The organism is Roseixanthobacter psychrophilus, assembly GCF_043195195.1.
GTDB lineage: Bacteria > Pseudomonadota > Alphaproteobacteria > Rhizobiales > Xanthobacteraceae > NCEH01.
Genome location: NZ_JBAFWT010000018.1, coordinates 50,946 through 73,079, shown reverse-complemented (window position 1 = coordinate 73,079; position 22,134 = coordinate 50,946). Strand labels below are relative to the sequence as shown.

Annotated in this window: 20 protein-coding genes; 5 read left to right on the top strand and 15 right to left on the bottom strand. The window is 64.5% G+C overall.

What is annotated here, in order from left to right; translation table 11 throughout:
- Positions 1 to 57: 57 nt before the first annotated feature.
- The 15 genes from cysK to rpsT all read right to left on the bottom strand — a co-directional run bounded on the left by cysK (position 58) and on the right by rpsT (position 17,872).
- Positions 58 to 1,038: a cysteine synthase A gene (cysK, locus tag V5F77_RS16455; protein ID WP_429006443.1), complete on the bottom strand. Its 981-nt coding sequence runs from the start codon at positions 1,036 to 1,038 to the stop codon at positions 58 to 60.
- A 60-nt stretch (positions 1,039 to 1,098) separates the two neighbouring features.
- Complete coding sequence (locus tag V5F77_RS16450) at positions 1,099 to 1,539, bottom strand: RrF2 family transcriptional regulator (protein WP_394041348.1); 441 nt, start codon at positions 1,537 to 1,539, stop codon at positions 1,099 to 1,101.
- Positions 1,540 to 1,549: 10 nt separating this feature from the next.
- Positions 1,550 to 2,029 (bottom strand): dUTP diphosphatase, encoded by a 480-nt coding sequence (dut, locus tag V5F77_RS16445; RefSeq protein ID WP_429006442.1) that lies wholly within the window; start codon positions 2,027 to 2,029, stop codon positions 1,550 to 1,552.
- A complete protein-coding gene (coaBC, locus tag V5F77_RS16440) occupies positions 2,026 to 3,240 on the bottom strand; it encodes a bifunctional phosphopantothenoylcysteine decarboxylase/phosphopantothenate--cysteine ligase CoaBC (protein WP_429006441.1) in 1,215 nt (404 codons plus the stop codon). The genes dut and coaBC overlap by 4 nt, the downstream gene beginning before the upstream one ends.
- A gap of 138 nt (positions 3,241 to 3,378) precedes the next feature.
- The gene (gene ubiB, locus V5F77_RS16435) at positions 3,379 to 4,944 is read right to left on the bottom strand and encodes a 2-polyprenylphenol 6-hydroxylase (RefSeq protein ID WP_429006440.1); all 1,566 of its coding nucleotides are present in this window, start codon (positions 4,942 to 4,944) and stop codon (positions 3,379 to 3,381) included.
- Between the two features lie 55 nt (positions 4,945 to 4,999).
- Positions 5,000 to 5,770 (bottom strand): bifunctional demethylmenaquinone methyltransferase/2-methoxy-6-polyprenyl-1,4-benzoquinol methylase UbiE, encoded by a 771-nt coding sequence (gene ubiE, locus V5F77_RS16430; RefSeq protein ID WP_429006439.1) that lies wholly within the window; start codon positions 5,768 to 5,770, stop codon positions 5,000 to 5,002.
- A gap of 125 nt (positions 5,771 to 5,895) precedes the next feature.
- Positions 5,896 to 6,273 (bottom strand): hypothetical protein, encoded by a 378-nt coding sequence (locus V5F77_RS16425; RefSeq protein WP_429006438.1) that lies wholly within the window; start codon positions 6,271 to 6,273, stop codon positions 5,896 to 5,898.
- Positions 6,274 to 6,321: 48 nt separating this feature from the next.
- A complete protein-coding gene (locus tag V5F77_RS16420; protein WP_429006437.1) occupies positions 6,322 to 9,897 on the bottom strand; it encodes a PAS domain-containing hybrid sensor histidine kinase/response regulator in 3,576 nt (1,191 codons plus the stop codon).
- A gap of 93 nt (positions 9,898 to 9,990) precedes the next feature.
- Positions 9,991 to 11,538: an RNA polymerase factor sigma-54 gene (gene rpoN, locus V5F77_RS16415; protein ID WP_429006436.1), complete on the bottom strand. Its 1,548-nt coding sequence runs from the start codon at positions 11,536 to 11,538 to the stop codon at positions 9,991 to 9,993.
- Between the two features lie 64 nt (positions 11,539 to 11,602).
- Positions 11,603 to 12,556, bottom strand: coding sequence for an LPS export ABC transporter ATP-binding protein (lptB, locus tag V5F77_RS16410; RefSeq protein WP_429006435.1), 954 nt, complete (start codon positions 12,554 to 12,556; stop codon positions 11,603 to 11,605).
- 130 nt (positions 12,557 to 12,686) lie between these two features.
- Positions 12,687 to 13,271, bottom strand: coding sequence for an LptA/OstA family protein (locus V5F77_RS16405; RefSeq protein ID WP_429006434.1), 585 nt, complete (start codon positions 13,269 to 13,271; stop codon positions 12,687 to 12,689).
- The gene (locus tag V5F77_RS16400; RefSeq protein WP_429006433.1) at positions 13,268 to 14,050 is read right to left on the bottom strand and encodes a hypothetical protein; all 783 of its coding nucleotides are present in this window, start codon (positions 14,048 to 14,050) and stop codon (positions 13,268 to 13,270) included. Before V5F77_RS16400 ends, V5F77_RS16405 begins: the two co-directional genes overlap by 4 nt.
- A 155-nt stretch (positions 14,051 to 14,205) precedes the next feature.
- Positions 14,206 to 14,826, bottom strand: coding sequence for a ribonuclease D (locus V5F77_RS16395; RefSeq protein ID WP_429006432.1), 621 nt, complete (start codon positions 14,824 to 14,826; stop codon positions 14,206 to 14,208).
- Between the two features lie 167 nt (positions 14,827 to 14,993).
- Entirely contained in the window at positions 14,994 to 16,421 is a 1,428-nt protein-coding gene (dnaA, locus tag V5F77_RS16390; RefSeq protein ID WP_429006465.1) for a chromosomal replication initiator protein DnaA, read from the bottom strand.
- 1,184 nt (positions 16,422 to 17,605) lie between these two features.
- Positions 17,606 to 17,872: a 30S ribosomal protein S20 gene (gene rpsT, locus V5F77_RS16385; protein ID WP_429006431.1), complete on the bottom strand. Its 267-nt coding sequence runs from the start codon at positions 17,870 to 17,872 to the stop codon at positions 17,606 to 17,608.
- A 332-nt stretch (positions 17,873 to 18,204) separates the two neighbouring features.
- Here rpsT and V5F77_RS16380 point away from each other — a divergent pair, with 332 nt between their 5' ends.
- The 5 genes from V5F77_RS16380 (at position 18,205) to V5F77_RS16360 (ending at position 22,059) form a co-directional block, all read left to right on the top strand.
- Positions 18,205 to 18,579, top strand: a complete 375-nt coding sequence (locus V5F77_RS16380; protein ID WP_429006430.1) for a hypothetical protein — start codon at positions 18,205 to 18,207, stop codon at positions 18,577 to 18,579.
- Between the two features lie 169 nt (positions 18,580 to 18,748).
- Positions 18,749 to 19,741: a complex I NDUFA9 subunit family protein gene (locus V5F77_RS16375; protein ID WP_429006429.1), complete on the top strand. Its 993-nt coding sequence runs from the start codon at positions 18,749 to 18,751 to the stop codon at positions 19,739 to 19,741.
- Between the two features lie 52 nt (positions 19,742 to 19,793).
- Entirely contained in the window at positions 19,794 to 20,498 is a 705-nt protein-coding gene (locus tag V5F77_RS16370) for a phosphoribosylanthranilate isomerase (protein WP_429006428.1), read from the top strand.
- Positions 20,495 to 21,706, top strand: coding sequence for a tryptophan synthase subunit beta (gene trpB / locus V5F77_RS16365; protein ID WP_429006427.1), 1,212 nt, complete (start codon positions 20,495 to 20,497; stop codon positions 21,704 to 21,706). Before V5F77_RS16370 ends, trpB begins: the two co-directional genes overlap by 4 nt.
- Positions 21,703 to 22,059 (top strand): hypothetical protein, encoded by a 357-nt coding sequence (locus tag V5F77_RS16360; RefSeq protein ID WP_429006426.1) that lies wholly within the window; start codon positions 21,703 to 21,705, stop codon positions 22,057 to 22,059. Before trpB ends, V5F77_RS16360 begins: the two co-directional genes overlap by 4 nt.
- The last annotated feature ends 75 nt before the right edge of the window (positions 22,060 to 22,134 follow it).

Below are 22,134 nucleotides of genomic sequence, written 5' to 3'. Positions count from 1 at the left end.
CTGTAACGAAGGCCCGCAGTGGGGAGAAGGCGCCGCCGCGGCCGACGGCGCCGCGCGTCAGAGCCCTTCAAACAGGGCGGTGGAGAGATAGCGCTCGGCGAAGGAAGGCACGATGGCCACGATCACCTTGCCGGCATATTCCGGACGGGCGCCCAGCTCCAGCGCCGCGGCAACCGCCGCGCCAGAGGAGATGCCGCCGGGAATGCCCTCGTAGCGGGCGAGAGCGCGCGCGGTATCGAAGGCGGTCTGGTTGCCCACGGTGACCACTTCGTCGATCACGCTACGGTCCAATACTTCCGGCACGAAGCCGGCGCCGATGCCCTGGATCTTGTGCGGGCCGGGCTGGCCGCCCGACAACACCGGGCTGTCCTCCGGCTCCACCGCCACCATGCGCAGCGACGCCTTGCGCGGTTTCAGGACCTGGCCAATGCCGGTGATGGTGCCGCCGGTGCCGACGCCGGAGACCACAACGTCCACCGCACCCTTGGTGTCGTTCCAGATCTCCTCGGCGGTGGTCTTGCGATGGATGGCGGGGTTCGCCTTGTTCTTGAACTGCTGGGGCATGACAGCCTTGGGCAGCTCGCGCAGCAATTCCTCTGCCTTCGCGACAGCGCCCTTCATGCCGAGATTGGCCGGGGTCAGCACCAGTTCGGCGCCGAGCAGGGCCAACATCTTGCGACGCTCCACCGACATGGATTCCGGCATCACCAGGATCAGCCGGTAGCCCCGCGCTGCGGCGACGAAGGCGAGCGCGATGCCGGTGTTGCCGGAGGTGGGCTCCACCATCACCGTGTCGGCGTCGAGCGCGCCCGCAGCTTCCATGGCGTCCACCATGGCGACACCGATACGGTCCTTGACGCTGGCGATGGGGTTGAAGAACTCCAGCTTGGCGAGGATCTCAGCTTTTACTCCGCGGAGCTGCGGCAGACGCTGGAGGCGCACCAGAGGCGTGTCGCCGATGGTCTGGGTAATGGAATCATACACCCGCCCTCGGCCGGGGCTCGCCTCGCCTGCGGGCTTGTGTGCCGCTTCTGCCATCGGATGTCTCCCTCGATCAGTCTTCTTGCGCCGCGCCCGCGTGGAGAACGGCGCCCGGGTTCAAATGGTGAAATCGATACGGTCGTGCTCGGAGCCGTGCCCCTTGTCGTCGGCGGCGCGGCAGAGATCTTCCAGTGTCACGGTGTCGAGCGCCTTGTCGAAGGTGTCCTCGGCGGAGGCGACAGCGGGCTGAACGACTTCCAGCACCAGCGGAGGCAGGATGATCTCCTTTTCCTCCTCTGCGCCTTCCACGACGCGGACGATCTCGGCAACCGAGACCCGGCGCCTTTCCCGCGCCAGCTCATAGCCGCCACGCGGGCCGCGCACGCCCTTCAGCACGCCGGCATGCACCAATGCCTGTAGCACCGGCTCCAGCCGGCGGGGCGGCAGGCCGTGGCGGGCAGCCAGGGCTTTGGCGGCAACGGGAACGCCCCGCGCATGGACGGCGACGTCCACCACGGCGGCAATGGCGAGGAGGCTTTTGTCGGATAAACGCGGCATGGGGCTGTGGCTATCTCGATACGTGCGCCCCGTCGAGCCCTGTCGACCCAAAACCACCGGAGCCGCGTGCAGTTTCTTCTAATTTGCCGGATTCTTCCAGCAGAATATGCGTCACAGGCGCGACGACCAGTTGGGCAATGCGCATGCCACGGCTGATCTCCACCGGCTCATCCCCATGATTAATCAGAAGAACCCGCACTTCACCACGGTAGTCGGCATCGATCGTACCGGGGGCGTTGAGCACGGTGACGCCGAATTTCAGAGCGAGCCCCGAGCGTGGGCGGACTTGTCCTTCGAAACCCACGGGCAATGCGAGCGCGAGACCCGTGGGCACAGCGGCGCGCGCGCCAGGCGCCAGCACCAGGGGGGTGTCGGCAGGAACGGCCGCCATGAGGTCCAGGCCGGCGGCTGCGGCGGTGGCGTAAGCCGGCAGCGGCAGATCCGACCCGTGGGGCAGGCGCTGCGCCGAAACGCCGATTGTTTTGCTCATGAGTCTCCTCCCGCCAGAGCCCCGCCGATCCTGGCGATAAGGCGGCGCGCAACCTCGGTCTTCGTGGCGGACGGCCAGTCCTCCACCCCATCGGCGCTCACCAGATGCACGGTGTTGATATCGCCGCCCATGATGCCGGTCTGCGGCGAGACGTCATTAGCGACGATCCAGTCGCAGCCTTTGCGGGCAAGTTTCGCCTGAGCATGCGGCACCACATTCTGCGTCTCGGCGGCAAAACCCACCACGAGGCGCGGCCGCAGCGTGCCATGACGGGAGATGGAGGCGAGGATGTCGGGATTCTCCACCAGGGCAAGGTCAGGCGTGCCAGAATCCCCCTTCTTGATCTTCTGGCCGGAGGCGCCGGCGACCCGCCAATCGGCGACCGCAGCCGCGAAAACGGCGGCGTCGACGGGCAGGTTTTCCTCCACGGCCGCGAGCATCTCTCGCGCGCTCTCCACCTTCACGACGCGCACCCCACGCGGATCCGGCAACGCCACCGGACCGCTGATCAGAACCACTTCGGCGCCGGCGGCGGCCGCCGCTGTCGCGATAGCGTGGCCCTGCTTGCCGGACGAGCGGTTGGCGATATAGCGCACTGGATCAATGGGTTCGAAGGTTGGACCGGACGTGATGAGGAGTCGGCGGCCCTTCAACAGCGCACCCTGATCGGAGAAACGGGCCTCGATGGCGGCGAGCAGTTCCAGCGGCTCGGCCATGCGCCCCTCGCCGAATTCACCGCGCTCGGCCATGGCGCCCGAATTGGGGCCGACCAGATACACCCCGTCTTCTCGCAGCCGCGCCACGTTGCGACGGGTGGCGGCATGGGCCCACATGCGCGGGTTCATGGCGGGCGCCATCAACACCGGCTTGTCGGTGGCCAGCAAGGCTGTGGTGGCGAGATCGTCGGCAAAGCCGTTGGCCGCCTTGGCCATGAGGTCGGCCGTCGCGGGCGCGACCACGATCAGGTCCGCATCGCGCGACAATTGAATATGGCCGATATCATGCTCGGCGGTGAGATCGAAGAGGTCGCTGAATACCCGTTCGCCAGTGAGCGCTCCAACCGAGAGTGGAGTCACGAAGTTCTTGGCGGCGGGGGTGAGAATGGCTCGTACCGTCGCGCCACGCTCCTTGAGCCGTCGGATCAGATCCAGGCATTTATAGGCGGCGATGCCGCCGCCGATGATCAGTAGGATACGACGTTCATGCAGCATGGGACCCAATCTCCGCGCGCGGATAGTGGGTGGGATAGCAGGAAATCAACAGAAAAGGCACGGGGCATCGCCGATGCCGGTCCTCTTCACTCCTTGACCGCGCCGCCCCCGCACCCGGCAGAGGGACCCCGCCCCCGCCTATTTCAGCGCAATCACCAGCAAAGAAAGCGCAATCACCCAAAGCGCCGCATTGCCCCAGAAGGCCCGCTTCGCCTCTGCCTGGCCAATGCCTTCGAGCGTCTTGGGCGAGAGACTCAGGCCGTCCCGGGTGGCTTCGTCCAGTTGCGTCACGACCCGGCCGGCGCGGCCGAGCAGATCCGGCACATCGGCGAGGAAGCTGCCCACTTCGCCGATTGCCCCGCCGGCCTCCTGGATGCGGCCAACCGGACCGAGATTGCGGGCGATCCAGTCCTCCACGACCGGGGCCGCCGTGGTCCACATGTTGAGCTGCGGATCGAGCGAGCGCGCGACCCCCTCCACCACCACCATGGTCTTCTGCAGCAGCAGCAGTTCCGGGCGGGTCTTCATGTCGAACAGGCCGGTCACCTCCAGGAGCAAAGAGAGCAGCTTCGCCATGGAAATCTGCTCGGCTGCGCGGGAATGGATCGGCTCGCCGATGGCGCGGATGGCCTGGGCGAAGTCCTCCACTGAATGATGGCGCGGCACATATCCGGCATCGAAATGCACCTGCGCGGTGCGGCGCCAGTTGCGGGTGATGAAGCCGTAGAGAATTTCCGCCAGGAACCGCCGCTCGCGCGCCCCGAGCCGCCCCATGATGCCGCAGTCGACGATCACGAGGCGCCCCTGCACGTCCACGAACAGGTTTCCCGGATGCATGTCGGCATGGAAAAAGCCGTCGCGCATGGCCTGCCGCAAGAAAGATTGCATGACAATCCGCGCCAGCGCCTTCAGATCGTGGCCCGCCGCTTCCAGCGCCGCGCGGTCGGACAGCTTGATGCCGTCAATCCACTGGGTGGTCAGCACCTCGCGTCCGGAGCGGTCCCAGTCGACCGCGGGAACATGGATCTCGGCATCATCGCGCGTGTTCTCGGCCAGTTCCGCATAGGCGGCGGCTTCGAGGCGCAGGTCCATTTCCATGCTCACCGAGCGGGCGAGGGTCTCCACCACCGCTTCAAGGCGCAAGCGCCGCGCTTCCGGGGAAGCGCGCTCGGCGAAAGCGGCAACCCGGCGAAAGGTCGCCATATCGGAACCGAAGCGGCGGCCGATATCGGGCCGCAGGATCTTCACCGCCACATCGCGGCGCACGCCGTCCTCGTCCACCACCGCGCGATGGACTTCCGCGATCGAGGCTGCCGCAACCGCCGGGCCGAATTCGGCAAAGGCGACCAACACGGGCCGGTCCAGCGTTCCCGCCACCGTCGCCTCGGCCACCGCCTGGCCGAAGGCAGGCATGCGGTCCTGAAGCACCTCCAAATCGCGGGCGATAGAGGGGCCGACCACGTCCGGCCGGGTCGCCAGGAACTGGCCGAGCTTCACATAAGAGGGACCGAGCCGGCTCAGCGCCGCCGCAAGGCGCGCGGAACGCGGGCCGGCGTCGGGCCTTGCGATCAGGCGCGCGAGCTTCAGCAGCGGGCGGGCGGGCGGCGGCACCGCAAGCGGCGGCACGAAGCTCAGCACCCCTTCGCGGGCGAGCACATAGGCGGCCCGCAGCAGGCGGGTGGCATCGGCGAGGAGAAAGATCACACGCACATCCTTTTGTCCTTCCCGCTCCCCGAGGGACGCGGAAGAACGAACTGGCTTAAATCCGGAAACCGGAATGCAGCGCCACGACGCCGCCGGTCATGAGCGTGAATTCCACCCGGCCGAATCCCGCATCGCGCATCATCTGCGCGAAAGTTGCCGGCGGGGGAAAGCGGCGTATGGATTCGACGAGATATTGATAGGGCTCCGCCTCCCCCGCCACCCGGCGGCCAAGTTCTGGGATGACGCGGAACGAATAGAAATCATAGATCTTGTCGAGCAGGGGCACGTCGACGCGGGAAAATTCCAGCACCAGCGCCCGGCCGCCCGGCTTCAGCACGCGCTTCATCTCGGACAAGGCGAGCGGGATGCGCGGCACGTTGCGAATGCCGAAAGCGATGGTGACGGCGTCGAAGCTCGCATCCGCGAACGGCAGAATCTCGGCATTGGCGTCGACGAACTCGACCTTGTCGGCAAGGCCGCGCTTTTCCGCCCGCTCACGACCCACGGCCAGCATCTCACGATTGATGTCGGCCACCACCGCACGTGTCCCCTCCCCGCCCGCGCCCACGACGCGAAACGAAACGTCCCCAGTACCGCCGGCAAGATCCAGCAGGCGGAACGGCCGGTTGCCCTGGGGCGGGCGCACCTTGGAGACCATGGCATCCTTCCACGCCCGATGCAGACCACCGGACATGAAGTCGTTCATGATGTCATAACGGCGAGCGACCTTGTGGAACACCTCGTCCACCAGCGTCTGCTTCTCGTCCAACGGCACCGTGCGATAGCCGAAATGGGTGTCGGGCTGGTCTTGCGAAGAGGCTTGCATCAGGGCTTCCGGCAAACGGGGGGACGGTGTTTGCGCCGAACCTTACCGGATCGCCCCGCCGGACGCCACGCACCGCGCATGTGGCGCCCCGCCTCAAGGGGCACTGCGCGCAGGAATGAGATTGATCAGCTGCGGCGGCGGCGATGGGCGCTGCGCCCGAGAGAATCCAGTTCGTCCATAGGGAGCATCTCAAGCGCCAGAAAGCCGTCCTCGTCTCGCGAGCGTGTCCTTGGCGCGCTCGAAGACGTCGTCGCCGCCATCCCCTTGCTTTGCTTGCGCAGCATGATTTCCCGCCGCAAGGGAAAGATCGGGACATGAATCGTGAAGGTCATGGCGATCTCCAGGTACGTTAAGGGAACTGAAACGGTATCGATGCTGTCCCGGCAAATATTTCGGAATGTTTCACGCATTTGCGTAAACACCCGACTGCCGTGACGCACCAAGAACGCCTGCAGATCGGGGCGATTATTTGTCCGAGTTGGGGGCGAAGCAAGATCATCCAATGGCCCTGTCCACCATTGGGGATATTCATCAAATATTAATGATAAAATCTATTCAGCTGCGGCGCGGGACAAACGCCATTGCGCGAGGATTGCGCGCAACGCCGCCGGCTTCAACGGCTTGTGAAGCACCGCCATATCCACCGCCGCGGCGGCGTCACGCACCTTGCGGCTGCGATCGGCGGTGATGAGGATGGCCGGCATCTTGCCGAGCTTCCAGCGCAGGCTCATCACGGCATCGATGCCGTGGCCGCCGTCAAGATGATAATCGATCAGGAACACGTCCGGCCGCGCCTTGGCGGCGCGCACCTCGCGCAGGGCGGTCTGCACGTCTGCGGCCTTGATCACCTTGCAGCCCCAGCCGGTGAGCAGCAGTTCCATGCCGTCCAGAATCGCCGGCTCGTTGTCAATGGCGAGGATGCACAGACCGTCGAGCGGTGCGGTCGCCCGCGCCGGCCGCGACTGCTGGACATCCTCCTCCGGCAACGCCATTGCCATGGGCAGTTCCACCACGAAGCTGGATCCGCGCCCAGCCGCCGAGCGCACGGTGACGGGATGCGCCAGCACCCGAGCGATGCGCTCGACGATGGAAAGGCCGAGCCCGAGCCCGCGCGCCTCCCGTGCGCCCTGGTCGAGACGCTGGAACTCCTGGAAGATCAGCTTGTGCTTCGAGCGCGGAATGCCGAGGCCGGTGTCGATCACCTCGATGCGCACCTTCCCCCTGCGACGGCGGCAGCCCACCAGCACCTTGCCTCGCGGCGTATATTTGATGGCGTTGGAGATGAGGTTCTGCAGCAGACGCCGTAGCAACCGGCGATCCGATCGCACTGCCAGCGAAGACGGCACGAAGGCGAGCTGCAATTCCTTTTCGGCCGCGAGCGGCGCGAATTCCAACTCCAATTGCTTAAGCATGTCGCCGATGCGGAACGGAGCGATCTCTGGCCGCATGGCGCCGCTGTCGAGGCGCGAAATGTCCAGCAGCGCGACCAGGATTTCCTCGACCGCCTCCAGCGAGGAATCGATATTGGCGGCAAGCCGGCCTTCCTCGGGGCCGCGCGCACGCTCCACCAGGCTGGTCACATACAGGCGCGCGGCATTGAGGGGTTGGAGGATGTCGTGGCTTGCAGCGGCGAGGAACCGCGTCTTGGAGAGATTGGCGTCGTCCGCGCTGGCCTTGGCCTTCTCCAGCGCCTGGTTGAGGTCTTCCAGCGCTTCCGTGCGCTCGCGGACGCGCCGCTCCAGCGTCTCGTTGGCGCGCTCAAGGGCCATCTCGGCATTCACCGAGGCCGTGATGTCGGTGAAGGTCACGACGATGCCGCCATCCGGCAGCGGATCGGAGCGCGCCTCGATCATCATGCCGCCGTGGCGCAGGCGCTCCTGGCAAGGGCCGTTCTGGGCGGTATAGCGAATAAGCCGCTGGTCGAGGTCGCTCGGCGCCTCCTCGTCCTCCATTTGGGAATGGATCAGGATCTCGCGCAGCGCCACGCCGACAGCATAACACTCGGACGGCAGATCCAGCATCTCGCCAAACCTACGGTTCCAACATACCAGCCGCAATTCGCGGTCGAACACGGCGATACCCTGGCCGACATGGTCGATGGCGGTCTGCAACAGTTCGCGATTGTACTGGATGGCTGCGGAGGCATCGTCCAGCAACCGCAGCGCCGCCTTGGTCGAGACCGCGCGCTTGCGCAGCAGAAGCGACAACACCAGCCGCGAGGACGCCGCGCCGATGGCCGAGGCGAGCAGATGCTCGGTATGCCGGACCAGTTGCGCATCTGCCTCCCGTTTGGGGTCGAGCGAGATCCCCTGTTCGCGCGCGAAGCTGGCGAAAGCCGAACGCGCCCGCTCCTCACCGAGATAGCGGGCAACGGTGGCGATCAACTCCTCCACGGTCACCGACGAGCGCCAGCGGCGAAAGGCCGGGCGCACCAGGGTCTGGTCGCGCGCCATGAACAGCCCCGCCTGCACCTGCTCGATCGCCGAGGGCTTGGTCAGGAGCGACACCACGAACAGCAAGAGCGCGTTGAGCCCGAGGCTCCAGGCGACACCGTGCGCAAGCGGAGAGGCAGACAGTCCGAACAGGCTCGTGGGCCGCAGCAACCCGATATCGAACGGGCCATCCACGATGACCGTCTGTGAAAACAAGCCCGCATCCACAAGGCTCGGCAACAGCAGAGTATAGACCCACATCGCCATGCCCACCACGATGCCAGTGATCGCACCGACGGCGGTGGCGCGGCGCCAGAACAAGGCGGCGGCAAAGGCCGGACCGACCTGCGCGATGGCGGCGAAGGACAGGAGGCCGATCTGCGCCAGCTGCACTTCGCCGGTGGTACGATAGTAGAGATAGACAAGGAGCAGCAACACGAAGATCGCGGCCCGCCGCACCAGCAGCAGCACGCCAACCATGTCGTGCGGCGATTGCTGCGCCTCGCTGCCGGACGCGCGGCGGCGGAGCAGCAACGGCATCACAAGGTCGTTCGAAATCATGATGGACAGGGCCACCGTCTCGACGATCACCATGGCGGTGGCGGCGGAAAGGCCGCCGACGAAGGCCAGCATGGCAAGAAATTCGTGTCCGGCCGACAGCGGCACAGCCAGCACGAACACATCGCGATCAACCGTGCCGAGCGGAAACAGGGTCATGCCCGCGAGCGCGATCGGCACGACAAACAGGTTAATAAGCACGAGATAAAGCGGGAACAGCCAGCGCGCTCGCCGGATTTCCGCCGGCCCCTTGTTCTCCACCACCGCCACGTGGAACTGCCGCGGCAGCAGGATGAAGGCACCTGCGGAGAGCACGGTCATGGTGACCCAGTTCTCCAGCGAGATACCGCGTTCGAACGGGCCCGTCGCCCCCGACTCGCGGGCCGCGTACCACAGCGCGACGGGCCCGTCGAAAATGACGAAGGTCACCGCGAATCCGACCGTCAGAAAGGCCACCAGCTTGACGATCGATTCCGTCGCGACCGCGAGCATCAGACCGTCCTGGTGCTCGGTCGCATCGGTGTGTCGGGTGCCGAACAACACCGCGAAGGCGGCCATGGCGAAAGCGATGAACAAGGCAAGATCACCGCCCACCGGAAGCGCGACGGGGGTCGCGCCGAGGGGACCCATCACCGCCAGGAGCGAGGAGGAGACCGCTTTAAGTTGTAAAGAAATATAAGGAATCGAGCCAATGATGGCCACAACAGACACCAGGGCCGCGATGCCCTGGTTCTTACCGAATCGGGCCGCGAGAAAATCGGCGATCGAGGTGATGTTGTGGGCCTTCGCCAGCTCCACCACCCGCAGCAGCAGCGGGCTGCAGATGGCGATGACGATGATCGGACCGATATAGATGGTCAGGAAGTCGAACCCCTGGAGGGTCGCGAGGCCGACCGATCCGAAGAAGGTCCAGGACGTGCAATAGACCGCGAGCGAAAGGGAATAGATCAGCGGTCGCACGGCGCCGGGCTTGCGCCGCCAGAGACGCCCCATCAGCCAGCTGGATCGGCGCGGCCCCATGTCCGCGGCGCCGTCAGGATAGGCGCGGCTGCGCTGCCGGTCCCCGAAGCTCGCCACGGCGAACAGGAAACCGATATAGCCAAGCGCCACCATGACGACGACCCAGACCTGAAGCATTTCCCCCATCCAACCGCTCTGTTTTTCTGCTGCGGTGTTATTTTATCTTGTCGAATTAAGTAAACAGCTCCCGCCAGAGACCGAAGGCATGGCCTAGCTGTAAGAAGCCTCCGCCCGCTGGGCCTGCTTTTCGCGCCGACGCTGGACCGAAGAGGCGATGTTCATGCTCTCACGATACTTGGCGACCGTGCGTCGGGCGATGTCGATGCCGTCAGCTTTGAGCTTCTGCACCAAGGTATCGTCGGAGAGGACATCGCTGGAAACCTCCGCATCGATCAGGCTCTTGATGCGGTGGCGCACCGCCTCGGCGGAATGGGCCTCCCCGCCCCCCGAGGCATTGATGGATGAGGAGAAGAAGAATTTAAGCTCCAGCACGCCGCGCGGCGTCGAGATATATTTGTTCGATGTGACACGCGAGACGGTAGATTCGTGCATGCCGATGGCATCCGCCACCGTGCGCAGGTTCAGCGGCCGCAGATGGCGCACGCCATGGACCAAAAACGCATCCTGCTGACGCACGATTTCGCTCGACACCTTCAGAATGGTTCGGGCGCGCTGGTCGAGCGAGCGCGTCAGCCATCCCGCACTCTGCAGGCAGTCCGCCAGGAACGTCTTCTCCTCTGGCGACCGCGCCGCCTTGGCAACCGAGGCGTGATAGCTCTGGTTCACCAGCACGCGCGGCAAGGTGTCGGAATTGAGTTCCACCAGCCAGCAGCCGTCCGGCCCTTCCTTCACGAACACGTCGGGCACCAGGGGATGCAGCACGCCGCTGCCGAAGATCAGGCCGGGTTTGGGATCGAGCGCGCGGATCTCGCCAATCATCTCGGCAAGATCTTCCGAATCCACCCCACAGACACGGCGCAACGCATTGCGGTCGTGGCGCGCAAGCAATTCAAGATTGGCGAGCAGCGCCTCCATGGCGGGGTCGCAGCGGTTGCGCTCGCGCAATTGCAACGCCAAACATTCCGAAAGGGTACGCGCACCGACGCCGGTAGGCTCGAAGGTCTGGATGCGGCGCAGCACGCTCTCCACCTCGTCCAGCGGCACCCTCATCTGGTCGGCAAGTTCGGCGATGTCGCCGACAAGATAGCCGGTCTCATCGATCATCCCAATCAGATTGAGCCCGATGATACGCCGGACGGGATCAGTCTCGGCAAGCGAGAGCTGCGCTTCGAGATGATCGGCAAGCGTGCTCTCGCTGGCGAGAAAAGCCTCGGGGTTATAATCCTCGCTCCGCTCGCCGCCTCCGCTGCCGCCGCCCCATTCCACCGCGCTGGGTGTCCCCGAGCCCAGCGCCCGCTCGGCCGGCACATCGTCCGGAAAGACATTCCCAAGGTCGGTATCGAGCTGGCTCTCCATCTTGGCGCGGCTCGGCTCAGAATCGCCGTCGAGGAAATCGCCGGAGGACGGAATTTCGCGCTCCTCGGCGGCTGCGGCCGCAGGCGCCTCGGGTTCAGCTTCGGTGGCGCCGCCCTCGGGCTCCGCCACACGCTCAAGCAGCGGGTTGCGCTCAAGCTCCGCTTCGACATAGGCGGACAGCTCCATATTCGAGAGCTGCAGCAGCTTGATGGCCTGCATCAGCTGCGGCGTCATGACCAGAGACTGGCTCTGCCGGAATTCGAGCCGTGCCTGGAGCGCCATCAGACGCACTCCCTGCAAGATAGGACGCCGGACCCGGCACGGCCGCATATGAGCCGGTGCCGCCTCACAGCCGGAACTCCTCGCCGAGATAAAGCCGTCGCACCTCGGGGCTGTTGACGATGGAATCGGGATCGCCCTCCATCAACACCGAGCCGGTGTGGATGATGTAGGCACGATCGATCAGCCCCAGTGTCTCGCGCACGTTATGGTCGGTGATGAGCACGCCGATGCCGCGCGTGGTGAGGTGGCGCACCAGTGCCTGGATGTCGCCCACGGCGATCGGATCAATGCCGGCAAAGGGTTCGTCCAGCAGCATGAAAGCCGGACGGCTCGCAAGCGCCCGCGCGATCTCCAGGCGTCGCCGCTCACCGCCCGAAAGCGCAATGGAGGGCGACTTGCGCACATGGGTGATCTTGAACTCCTCGAGAAGCTTGTCGGTCTCCTCGCGCCACAGGCGACGGTTGGGCTCGGTCACCTCCAGTACGGCGCGGATATTGTCCTCGACCGAAAGGCCGCGGAAGATCGAAGCTTCCTGCGGTAGGTAGCCGATGCCGAGGCGCGCGCGGCGATACATGGGCATGGGCGTGACGTCATGGCCCTCCAGCTCGATGCGGCCGGCATCGGCCTTCACGAGACCGGTGATCATGTAGAACACGGTGGTCTTGCCCGCACCATTGGGACCGAGCAGGCCGACCGCCTCCCCACGCCGCACATGCACGCTGACGTCGCGCACCACCTTGCGGCCGCCATAGGATTTGGCGAGGCCGAAAGCGGCCAGGGAGTGCTGCACCAAGTCGGCGTGGGGCACGCCGTAGCCGAGATGGGCGCTCGCCTCATCCTCGGTTTCCTCGGCGGGATCAACTGAGGCGGCATACGCTTCGTCCAGGACGAGATCATCATCCCATGCGGCGTCCTCGTCTGCCTCTATAGAGCTGTACGGCGCGCCGGGCCCGCCATCGGCTGGGGCCTGCTTTGCAGGCTGCTGCCTGCTTTTGCCGAACATGGAAAAGACGTTCACCCGATACCTCCGAGACGGAGCCCCTCCGACCCGGCTAGTCTTCTCCCGTCAGCGCCGCAATGCAACATGCAAAATTCAGGCCGCGACGAAAACGTGCATAAAGATACCGGCGATCACCGCCGTTGAATTCCTAACGCTTTGGTGCCGCGGGACTTTCTTGTTTGACGCTACCGGGCAGGATCAAGCTCTCCACACGCCCCCCCTCGAAACGCGACACACCTGTCGTCAAATCGACGGTCAGCTTCTGGCCGCGGATGACGTTGGGGCCCTGGGTCAGGATTACCGGCTTGCCCAGCAGCGTTACGGTGTTGCTCTTGACATCGAAAACGCCGGTGTCCCCGGTCGCGGTCTGGTCCTTGGTCTGAACCACCACGCCGCCGGTGGCCTCCAGCCGGCGGATCTGGTTCGACTTGCTCGGCTGGCCATCGGAGGGGGCGGCGGAGCCGTCGTAGAACACCAGCAATTGGGGACTGCGCAGCGTCGTATCACCCTGGGTGACAATGACATTTCCCGCGAACACCGCGGTCTTTTCCTTGTCGCGCACTTCCAGCGTGTTGGAATTGATGCGCACCGGCTCGTCGCGGTTCTTGGCGAAGCCCTGGAGCGCATTGGGAACATTGCTGCCCTGGGCAATCGCGGCGTGCGATTGCAGGGACACGGCGGCGGCGCATGTCGCCACGGCGACCAGGAGACCGAAAAGACGGGTGCGGGTCATCGCTTCTGTGTCGCTGCAGGAGAGGCGGGAGCGGGGGCGGGCATATTAGCGGGAGCGGCCGAGGGTGCACCAGCCGCGCCGGCGGTGCCCTGGGTCCCGCCGTTCGAAAGATTGGACAGGCGGAAATCCAATTGCACGTTCCCCTCGAAAAAGGCGCGGGTGCCGCGATCAAACACCTTCATGCGATCCGCCACCAGGCGGCCGTCCATATAGGTCAGCAGAACCGGCTTATCGGTGCTGAGCGATCCGGCTTTCGCGTCCACATCCGCATCCTTGAGCAGACCGGCATAGCCGCCATTGGTGGCAAGGTCTACCCCGCCGCGCAGCGTGATGAATTGCCGCTTCATATCCACGGTCCCGGTGGCCGATTTCACCGTGGCCCAGCCCTTGTTGGCGAGCTCCATGCGGGCCGAGACCTCAGTGAGATCGAGCACGTCGGTGTTGGTCAGATCCTGCGAGGCGGTGGCCGCGTTTACCGCATAGGCCCGGTTGTCATCGGTGAAGCCGGAAAGCTTCGGCTTTTCCATGGTTAGGCGCGTACCGCTCAGATGCATGGCGCCGACCTCGAACGGCAAATCGATCTTCAAGCCCATCCGGGAAATCAGCGGCACCACGATCATCGCCGCCAAAGCAAGGATAAGGCTGACCGGCAAGGCACGCTTTACGAAGCGGACGAAGGCGCTGTGGCGCTGGGCGCGTCGAAATTCGGGGATCGCCCGCACGCCGAGGGCATCGATCTGCGGCCGTTCCGTGCGGCGGGGCGTTGGCTGCTCGCTCATGTCTCGCATTCTAACCGGTCGGGGGCCGCATCGCACACCCCGCCCCTTACGGCTGAGGCGAATTGCAGCCTGCCTGCGTCCGAACGCCCCCACCCGCACGCCTTATGGGGGCGCAAACAGGCGCGGGCAAGGCGGACGGACGGGGTCACGCAGGCTCAGGAATGAGCAAAGATGTCTTCTTCCGGCCAGCCCGCGAGATCAAGCGCGGCCCGGGTTGGCAGGAAGGCGAAGCAGGCCTGTGCCATCTGCGTGCGCCCGTCGCGCGCCAGCATGGCTTCCAGCTTCACTTTACATTCGTGCAGATAGAGCACATCCGAGGCGGCATAGGCCATCTGGGCGTCGCTCAACTCGCTCGCAGCCCAGTCCGAGCTCTGCTGCTGCTTGGAAAGGTCCACGCCCACCAGCTCCCGCACCAGATCCTTGAGACCGTGGCGATCAGTATAGGTGCGCACCAGGCGCGAGGCGATCTTGGTGCAGAAAACCGGGGCAGTCGTGACGCCGAATGTCTTGTTCAGTACGGCGATGTCGAATCGGCCGAAATGGAACAGCTTGACCACCGCTGGATCGCTGAGCAGGCGCACCAGGTTCGGCGCGCTCTGCGCGGTCGCTCCGGCAGAAATCTGCACCAGGTCCGCACTGCCGTCACCGTTGGAAAGCTGAACCAGGCAGAGCCGGTCGCGGTGCGGATTGAGACCGAGCGTCTCGGTGTCGATGGCGACGATGGCAGCGGGACGGAACGAGTCGGGCAGATCGCCGCGATGAAGGCGGATGGTCATTGACACTCTGGCTCAATAATGGGTCAGGCCGCTTCTATAGGAGCCCTGCCGGCGCGTCCATGCGGGCGCGACGCTTCACGAAGCGCAAGCCGCATTCTCCTCACTGCACCGGCCGGCCGCAACGCCGCAAGCGAACCCGACGTCCCATCACCAAGCCGGGTCGCAGATCATTCGTTGACCAGCTTCTTCAGCGCCTCGATCTCTTCCGCGAGCGCACGGTCGGTGGCGATCAGCCCATCGATCTTGCGCACCGCGTGCAAAACCGTCGTGTGGTCGCGCCCGCCGAAGCGACGGCCAATTTCCGGCAAGGAGCGCAGGGTCAGCGTCTTGGCCAGATACATGGCGATCTGACGCGGTTTCACAACATTGGCGGTGCGACGCTGGGACAGGAGGTCAGCGCGGGAAACGTTATAATGTTTGGCCACCACGCGCAGGATTTCGTCGACCCGCACACGCTTGGGATCGCACGGGCGCACCAAGTCGCGCACCGCATTCTCGGCCATTTCCATGGTCACCGGCTCACCGGTGAGCTTATTGAAAGCGAGCAGCTTGTTGAGCGCGCCATCAAGGTCGCGCCCGCTCTGCCCGACGGTGTGGGCCAGCAGTTCCAGCACATTTGCCGGAACGGTGAAGCCGCGATGCTGCTCGGCAAGGGCAGAGGAGCGGGTCTTGAGGATCTGCAAGCGCAGGTCCTCCTCAAGCTGGCCGAGTTCCACCACGAGACCGCCCGCGAGGCGCGAGCGTACTCGGTCATCGAGCGCGTCAAGTTCGGACGGCGGACGATCGGCAGCCACCACCACCTGCCGCCCGGCATCCATCAGAGCGTTGAGCGTATGGCAGAATTCCTGCTGCATGTTCTTGCCGGTCAAGAACTGAAGGTCGTCGATCACCAAAGTGTCGATCGAGCGCAGAGCGTCCTTGAAGGCGATGGCGGCATGGGTCTTCAGCGCGGCGACGAAGCCGTACATGAAGCGCTCCGCGGTCAGATAGACCACGCGCCGTCCACGGCTCGCGCCGGCCCAGGCCACGGCTTGCAGAAGGTGCGTCTTGCCGAGCCCGACGGCAGCATGGAGATAGAGCGGGTTGAAGATCGGCCCCGCACCGGGCACAGCCTCCGCAACCTGACGCGCGGCGGCATGGGCGAGCGTGTTGGACTTGCCCAGCACGAAGGTCTCGAACGTGAGGCGGGCATCGAGGGGCGAGCCGGCGCCGACGTCGGCGGGCATCGCGGCGGAAGCAGATGTTGCCGCCTGGGCGCGCGGCTCGACGGCGCGCTCGACCACGACTTCGCGATGCTCATTGGCGGCCTTTAGCGGAATGGCGCGGGCCACGGCAGAGCGCACGGACAGGTCTACCTTGCGCGCGGTGCCGCTCTCCTCGCGCCACAGCTCGGCGAGACGCTCGACATAATGGTCCTGGATCCACGCCTTCAGAAAGCGCGTGGGCACCGAGAGATGCACACGCTCGGCGATCCGGTCGAGCTCGATGCGGGCAAACCAGCTGGTATAGGATTCCTCGCCGATCTCTTCGCGCAGGCGCTGGCGAACCCGGTCCCATTGCTGTGCGCAGAAATCGGCCGCCGAAGGCGCCGTCATAGTGGGGCGAAACTGCGCGACATCAACGGATTCCGGTTTCAACATGAGGGTCTCTCCCGCCCGGGGCGGTTCCCTGGTTGCGACGCAGAGAGCGTTCGCGCCGAGGACGGCGCGTCTCCAAGTCCAAGTGAGTGCAAAGGTGAAGAGTGAAGCGACGAAAGAAGGCTACGCCTCGCCGTCCGTCATGAGGGCGCCCGGCTCGCCGGGGCTCCCTCGGCGCGATCGCGAAGTCGTTCATCCCGGTCACGGCTCACAGCCCCGAAAGGCAGCATGCGACAGAAACGACGAGCGTCTTCGCTAGATCTAGCGCCTGTAAGAGAAGTCATGGCCGCCCCATTTGCCGCTGGCCCAAACACCAACGGACTTTTAAACAGATAGAATAGTTTTTTGCTTGTTTCGCTGTCTTGGATCAAATTCCAAGGATCTAAGACAGATGTTCCCAAACATCAGGATAATACGCCGGTAAAATGTACACGCAGCACGAGAGGGGAGGTGAGACGCTAACGCACATAATACACCCTCCCTCCATCCACGAAGAGTCGTGAAACTGCTGCTCTATTGATGATTTCCTCGGGATGTCCCTCAGAGGTGAGATTGAACATACACAGGGCATGGGGACGGTGCAACGGCTTTCCCGGTCGCATCCGAATCCGGTGGAAAGCGGGTGACAAGTGGATTTCCCTCTACGGTTTAGTTCAGCCGGCAAACCTCTGACTCGACTGCAAGATTCCCAAACGACAGGGCCGCAGGCCCCAGTCCTAGGACTTCAGTCAAGATGTATTACCGTACCTCAACCCACACCTGCCGGAAGGCTCCTTCTAAGCTTGGCCCGTAACCCTTTCAAGCTCATCAGTTTTTCCTGAGCGGTGGGAAATGTAGGCAACTTGCAGCCTGGAAGTGCTGCTGCTTGACCTGGGGAGGCTTAGGGGCTAGCGGCCCAATCCTGGAAGAATCATCACCCGGCGGGAAATGACGCTCATCGATCTTCGCCGGCTAAACCAAGGAATCTGGGGGCTTTTGGTGCGGACCGGTTGAAGGCACGCGGCCCGAGGACCGCATTTTCAGCCGCACGTTCAATGGTGCATGGATACTTCAAATTTCGAAATAAAAAAGCCCGGCAAAGCCGGGCCTTCTTTCGCTAAGCTTAGCCATGACGCGTGCACCGCGGCATCGCCAGCTTTAGATCACGCACTCAGCTTGCTGACGCGGGTCGCAAGGCGGGAAACCTTGCGAGACGCCGTGTTCTTATGAAGAACACCTTTGGTGACAGCACGCATGATTTCCGGCTCAGCTGCCTTGAAGGCCGCGCTTGCGGCCGTGGCATCGCCGGTGGCGAGCGCATCTTCAAGCTTGCGCAGGAACGTACGAACGCGCGAGCGGCGGTTCCGGTTAACCTCGGTGCGCCGCTCGATCTTCCGCGCCGCCTTCTTGGCGGAGGGCGTATTGGCCATCGGCCGTCCTCTATCACGTTATCGCACGCCAAACATAGCCAATAGGCCCGTCTGCACTGCGTCTGAATGGCTGAACACGCCGGCAACCTCGGTCGCCAGCGAAGTGTTGGCGCTTATAGGAGCAGGAAGCAGCGCAGTCAACTGTCTCCGACGCAATGACGGCGCATTGTGCAGATGAGCGCCCCACTTCATCGCAACATTCTCAAAAATGCGCGTTCTCGTCTGGTCAGGCTTGCGCCGCGCTCCGTGGTCCACAAAATACGCGCCGATGGCGCAAGCGCACCGAACAATCGTGCGGGCCGCCGCATCGTCATCGTTCCGGAGGAAAAATCATGGCCGCATTCACCCCGATCTATCCCACCCGCAAGTTCCCGCCGGAGCATGCGGTCTCCGATCTCCTCGGCAAAGTGGACGCATTTCTAAAGGCCGACCAATATCGCGAGCTTTCGGAAGCGTTTGTCGCCTTCCATGCGGCAAATCCCGGGCTCAACTTCTTCGTCGAGGAAGCTCTGCCCGCCCACGTGGCCGACCACGTCCTGAGCAAAACCGGCGCTGCTTCCGCCTTTACCACCTTCACCCTGCAGAATCCCAATTGGGCGGTAGACCTGCAGCGTGCAGCGTTCGACCCGAAGGCATTCTCCGACCAGATCGTCGCCATTGAGGAGACGGTTGCGGCTCTCGTCGCCGCCGCAAAAAAGCCGGCCTGACCGAACGGACGGACCCCCGTGCGGATCGCTCAAGGCGGCGGTCTGCACCGGGGTGGACGATCCGCCCCGCGACGCCGAGGCAACTGGACGGCGCCCGGCACAATCGCGTATGTCACGCACAAACCTACAGGATAGGTCGCGGCGAGCGCGCGAGCCGGAGGAAGTGGGCATGAGCGAAGTGACGGTGGCCGATCGGCCCGTGACGGACAGCCTGGTGACGGTGTTCGGCGGATCCGGCTTTCTCGGCCGTTATGTGGTGCGCGCCCTTGCCCGCAGAGGTTATCGCATCCGCGTGGCCGTGCGCCGCCCGGACCTTGCCAACTTCCTTTTGCCCTATGGCTATGTCGGCCAGATTCAACTCGTGCAGGCGAACGTGCGTTTCGGCGAATCGGTGAGGCGAGCGGCCGAGGGTTCCGACATTGTTGTCAGTCTCGTGGGCGTCCTTGCCCCGCGTGGCCGCCAGAGCTTCGATGCCGTTCATGTCTATGGTGCACGCGCGGTTGCAACCGCAGCTGCCGAAGTCGGCGCACGCGTGGTTCACGTCTCCGCCATCGGCGCCGATTCGACAGCCGCCGCCGGTTATGCGCGCACCAAGGGTCTGGGCGAAGAGGTGGTTCGCGCGGCGGTCCCAGACAGCATCATCCTGCGCCCGTCGCTGTTGTTCGGCCCCGAAGATAACTTCTTCAATCGTTTCGCGGCCATGACGCGCTTCGCCTTCGCGCTGCCGCTGATCGGCGGCGGCAAGACCCGCTTCCAGCCGGTGTTCGTGGCCGATGTCGCCGCGGCAGTGGAGCGCGCAGTGGACGGGAAGGCCAAGGCCGGCACCACCTACGAACTCGGCGGTCCCGAGGTGCGTACGTTCCGGGAGCTGATGGAGCTGCTGCAGCGCGAGATCGGCAGCCACCGACTGCTTATGGACCTGCCCTTCGGAGCGGCCGATCTGCTCGCCCGCATTCTCGGATGGGTGCCGGGCGGCAGCAGCCTGCTCACGCGCGACCAGGTGGCGATGCTGCATTTCGACAATGTGGTGTCGGATGCCGCAGTTTCAGAACACCGCACGATCCAGGACCTCGGCATTCTACCCGCCGCCATGGCGAGCGTGCTGCCGAGCTATCTTTGGCGATTCCGCAAGGCGGGCCAGTTCACCCGCATCGAGACCTGAGCCAAAGCAGAAACGAGACAGGGTGCGGCGCGCCGCACCCGATGGTGATGAAATGGGCGCGTTGGTTACGGGTGGTTCCAAGCCGAGCATCGAAGTGAAGATCTGCGGCGTCACCAGCGCCGCCGCGCTTGACGCCGCGCTGCAAGCCGGGGCCGATCTTGTCGGCTTCGTCCATTTCGCCAAAAGCCCGCGCCATCTTTCTTTCGATGCCGCAGCCGCCCTCTCCGCGCAGGTGAACGGCCGCGCCCTCAAGGTGGCGCTGCTCGTCGATCCGGACGACGCGCTGGTGCGCGATACCTTGGAAGCGATGAAGCCCGACATCCTGCAACTGCACGGTCGCGAGACCCCTGAACGGGTTGCAGCCATCCGCGCGGCGTTCGGACTGCCGGTAATGAAAGCGCTCAGCATCGCCCGCGCCACGGACCTGGACATCGTACCGGCCTATGCCGCGGTTTCCGACCGCTTGTTGTTCGACGCCAAGCCCGCCCCTGACGACTTGTTACCGGGCGGCAACGGCCGCCCGTTCGACTGGTCTCTGCTGGCCGGCCTTGACCCCGGTCGCCCGATCATGCTTTCGGGTGGTCTAGACCCCGATAATGTGGCGCAGGCAATCGCCCGCACCCGTGTCGACGGCGTCGATGTTTCCTCGGGCGTTGAAAGCGCGCCGGGTGTCAAGTCGGCGGAAAAGATCTTTGCCTTCGTCCGCGCCGCGCGCGCGGCGTCCCTTGCCTCCAAGGTGGAAAGCCAAGCCCAGTGACTGCGTTGAACTCCTATCGCACCGGCCCGGACGATCGCGGTCATTTCGGCATCCATGGGGGACGCTTCGTCGCCGAGACCCTCATGCCAGCGGTGCTCGAGCTGGAGCGCGCCTACGAGGCCGCCAAGGCCGACCCAGCCTTTCGCACGGAGATGGATGGTTACCTCACCCATTATGTGGGCCGCCCCTCCCCGCTCTATTTCGCCGAACGTCTCACCGAGTATCTCGGCGGCGCGAAAATCTATCTGAAGCGTGAAGAGCTGAATCACACCGGCTCCCACAAGGTGAACAACGTTCTCGGCCAGATCCTGCTCGCCCGTCGCATGGGCAAAAAGCGCATCATCGCCGAGACTGGAGCCGGCCAGCACGGGGTGGCTACGGCGACGCTTTGTGCGCGCTTCGGGTTGGAATGCGTCGTCTATATGGGCGCGGTGGATGTCGAGCGGCAAAAGCCGAACGTGTTCCGCATGAATATGCTGGGCGCCACCGTCGTGCCGGTTCAATCCGGCACGCGCACGCTGAAGGACGCCATGAACGAGGCGCTGCGCGATTGGGTCACCAACGTGCATGACACCTTCTATTGCATCGGCACCGTGGCTGGCCCTCATCCCTATCCAGCGATGGTGCGCGATTTTCAGTCCATCATCGGCACCGAGGCGCGCGCGCAGATCCTCGAGATGGAGGGCCGGCTGCCCAATTCACTGGTTGCGGCTGTGGGCGGCGGCTCCAATGCCATCGGTCTGTTCCATGCCTTCCTCGACGATCCCGAAGTGGAAATTTTCGGCGTCGAGGCTGCAGGGCGCGGCATTCCCAGCGGTGAGCATGCGGCGGCGATCCTCGGCGGACGGCCGGGCGTGCTGCACGGCAACCGCACCTATCTGATCATGGACGACGACGGCCAGATCAAGGATGCGCATTCCATCTCCGCCGGCCTCGATTATCCCGGCATCGGCCCCGAGCATTCCTGGCTGCACGACGTGGGCCGCGTGAAATACATCCCTTGCACAGATCAGGAGGCGCTCGATGCCTTCGTGCTCCTGTCGAAGCAGGAAGGCATCATCCCAGCGCTGGAAAGCGCGCATGCCATCGCCAAGGCGACGGAAATCGCGCCCACCAAGCCGAAGGATCATGTCATGATCATCAATCTGTCGGGCCGCGGCGACAAGGACATCTTTTCCGTGGCTGAACATCTGGGGGGCCAGATATGAAATTTGCAACTGCTTGCGCGAAGGCTCTGAGCCTTGCTCTTCCGCTCTCTCTCGCCGCTCCGGCCGTCCTGCCCGCACTCGCGGAGCCGGCCGGCTTGAACCTGACCACCGGCGCGGTGGTCACTGATCCGTCGGGCGCCTTCATCAGCGTGCAGGTGGCCAACAGCGGCACCATCATGTTGAACCAAATCGTCGTGACCTGCGATTTCTTCTCCAAGAGCAAGAAGAAGCTCGGCACGTCGTCCACGACGCTGTTTTCCACCTTCCCCGGCATCACGGGGTCGGATCAGGTGCGCCTGATGGGCGCCACCAGCGCCGTCTCTGCGACCTGCGCCATCACCAGCCCGAACTGAGCGGGTTTCCCCCTTAGCCTCCCGGCCGCCGGCGGCCGATCCTCCTTCCGTTCCGGGGGAGACAGAATAAAGACG

Excerpts from the sequence above, each read along its gene's own strand:
- dnaA (WP_429006465.1), bottom strand. The coding sequence starts at position 16,421 with ATGACGGCGCCTTCGGCGGCCGATTTCTGCGCACAGCAATGGGACCGG.
- V5F77_RS16450 (WP_394041348.1), bottom strand. The coding sequence starts at position 1,539 with ATGCCGCGTTTATCCGACAAAAGCCTCCTCGCCATTGCCGCCGTGGTG.
- V5F77_RS16375 (WP_429006429.1), top strand. The coding sequence starts at position 18,749 with ATGAGCGAAGTGACGGTGGCCGATCGGCCCGTGACGGACAGCCTGGTG.
- V5F77_RS16360 (WP_429006426.1), top strand. The coding sequence starts at position 21,703 with ATGAAATTTGCAACTGCTTGCGCGAAGGCTCTGAGCCTTGCTCTTCCG.
- V5F77_RS16405 (WP_429006434.1), bottom strand. The coding sequence starts at position 13,271 with ATGACCCGCACCCGTCTTTTCGGTCTCCTGGTCGCCGTGGCGACATGC.
- ubiE (WP_429006439.1), bottom strand. The coding sequence starts at position 5,770 with ATGCAAGCCTCTTCGCAAGACCAGCCCGACACCCATTTCGGCTATCGC.
- cysK (WP_429006443.1), bottom strand. The coding sequence starts at position 1,038 with ATGGCAGAAGCGGCACACAAGCCCGCAGGCGAGGCGAGCCCCGGCCGA.
- V5F77_RS16400 (WP_429006433.1), bottom strand. The coding sequence starts at position 14,050 with ATGAGCGAGCAGCCAACGCCCCGCCGCACGGAACGGCCGCAGATCGAT.
- V5F77_RS16420 (WP_429006437.1), bottom strand. The coding sequence starts at position 9,897 with ATGCTTCAGGTCTGGGTCGTCGTCATGGTGGCGCTTGGCTATATCGGT.
- V5F77_RS16395 (WP_429006432.1), bottom strand. The coding sequence starts at position 14,826 with ATGACCATCCGCCTTCATCGCGGCGATCTGCCCGACTCGTTCCGTCCC.
- dut (WP_429006442.1), bottom strand. The coding sequence starts at position 2,029 with ATGAGCAAAACAATCGGCGTTTCGGCGCAGCGCCTGCCCCACGGGTCG.
- rpsT (WP_429006431.1), bottom strand. The coding sequence starts at position 17,872 with ATGGCCAATACGCCCTCCGCCAAGAAGGCGGCGCGGAAGATCGAGCGG.
- rpoN (WP_429006436.1), bottom strand. The coding sequence starts at position 11,538 with ATGGCGCTCCAGGCACGGCTCGAATTCCGGCAGAGCCAGTCTCTGGTC.
- V5F77_RS16370 (WP_429006428.1), top strand. The coding sequence starts at position 19,794 with ATGGGCGCGTTGGTTACGGGTGGTTCCAAGCCGAGCATCGAAGTGAAG.
- V5F77_RS16380 (WP_429006430.1), top strand. The coding sequence starts at position 18,205 with ATGGCCGCATTCACCCCGATCTATCCCACCCGCAAGTTCCCGCCGGAG.
- coaBC (WP_429006441.1), bottom strand. The coding sequence starts at position 3,240 with ATGCTGCATGAACGTCGTATCCTACTGATCATCGGCGGCGGCATCGCC.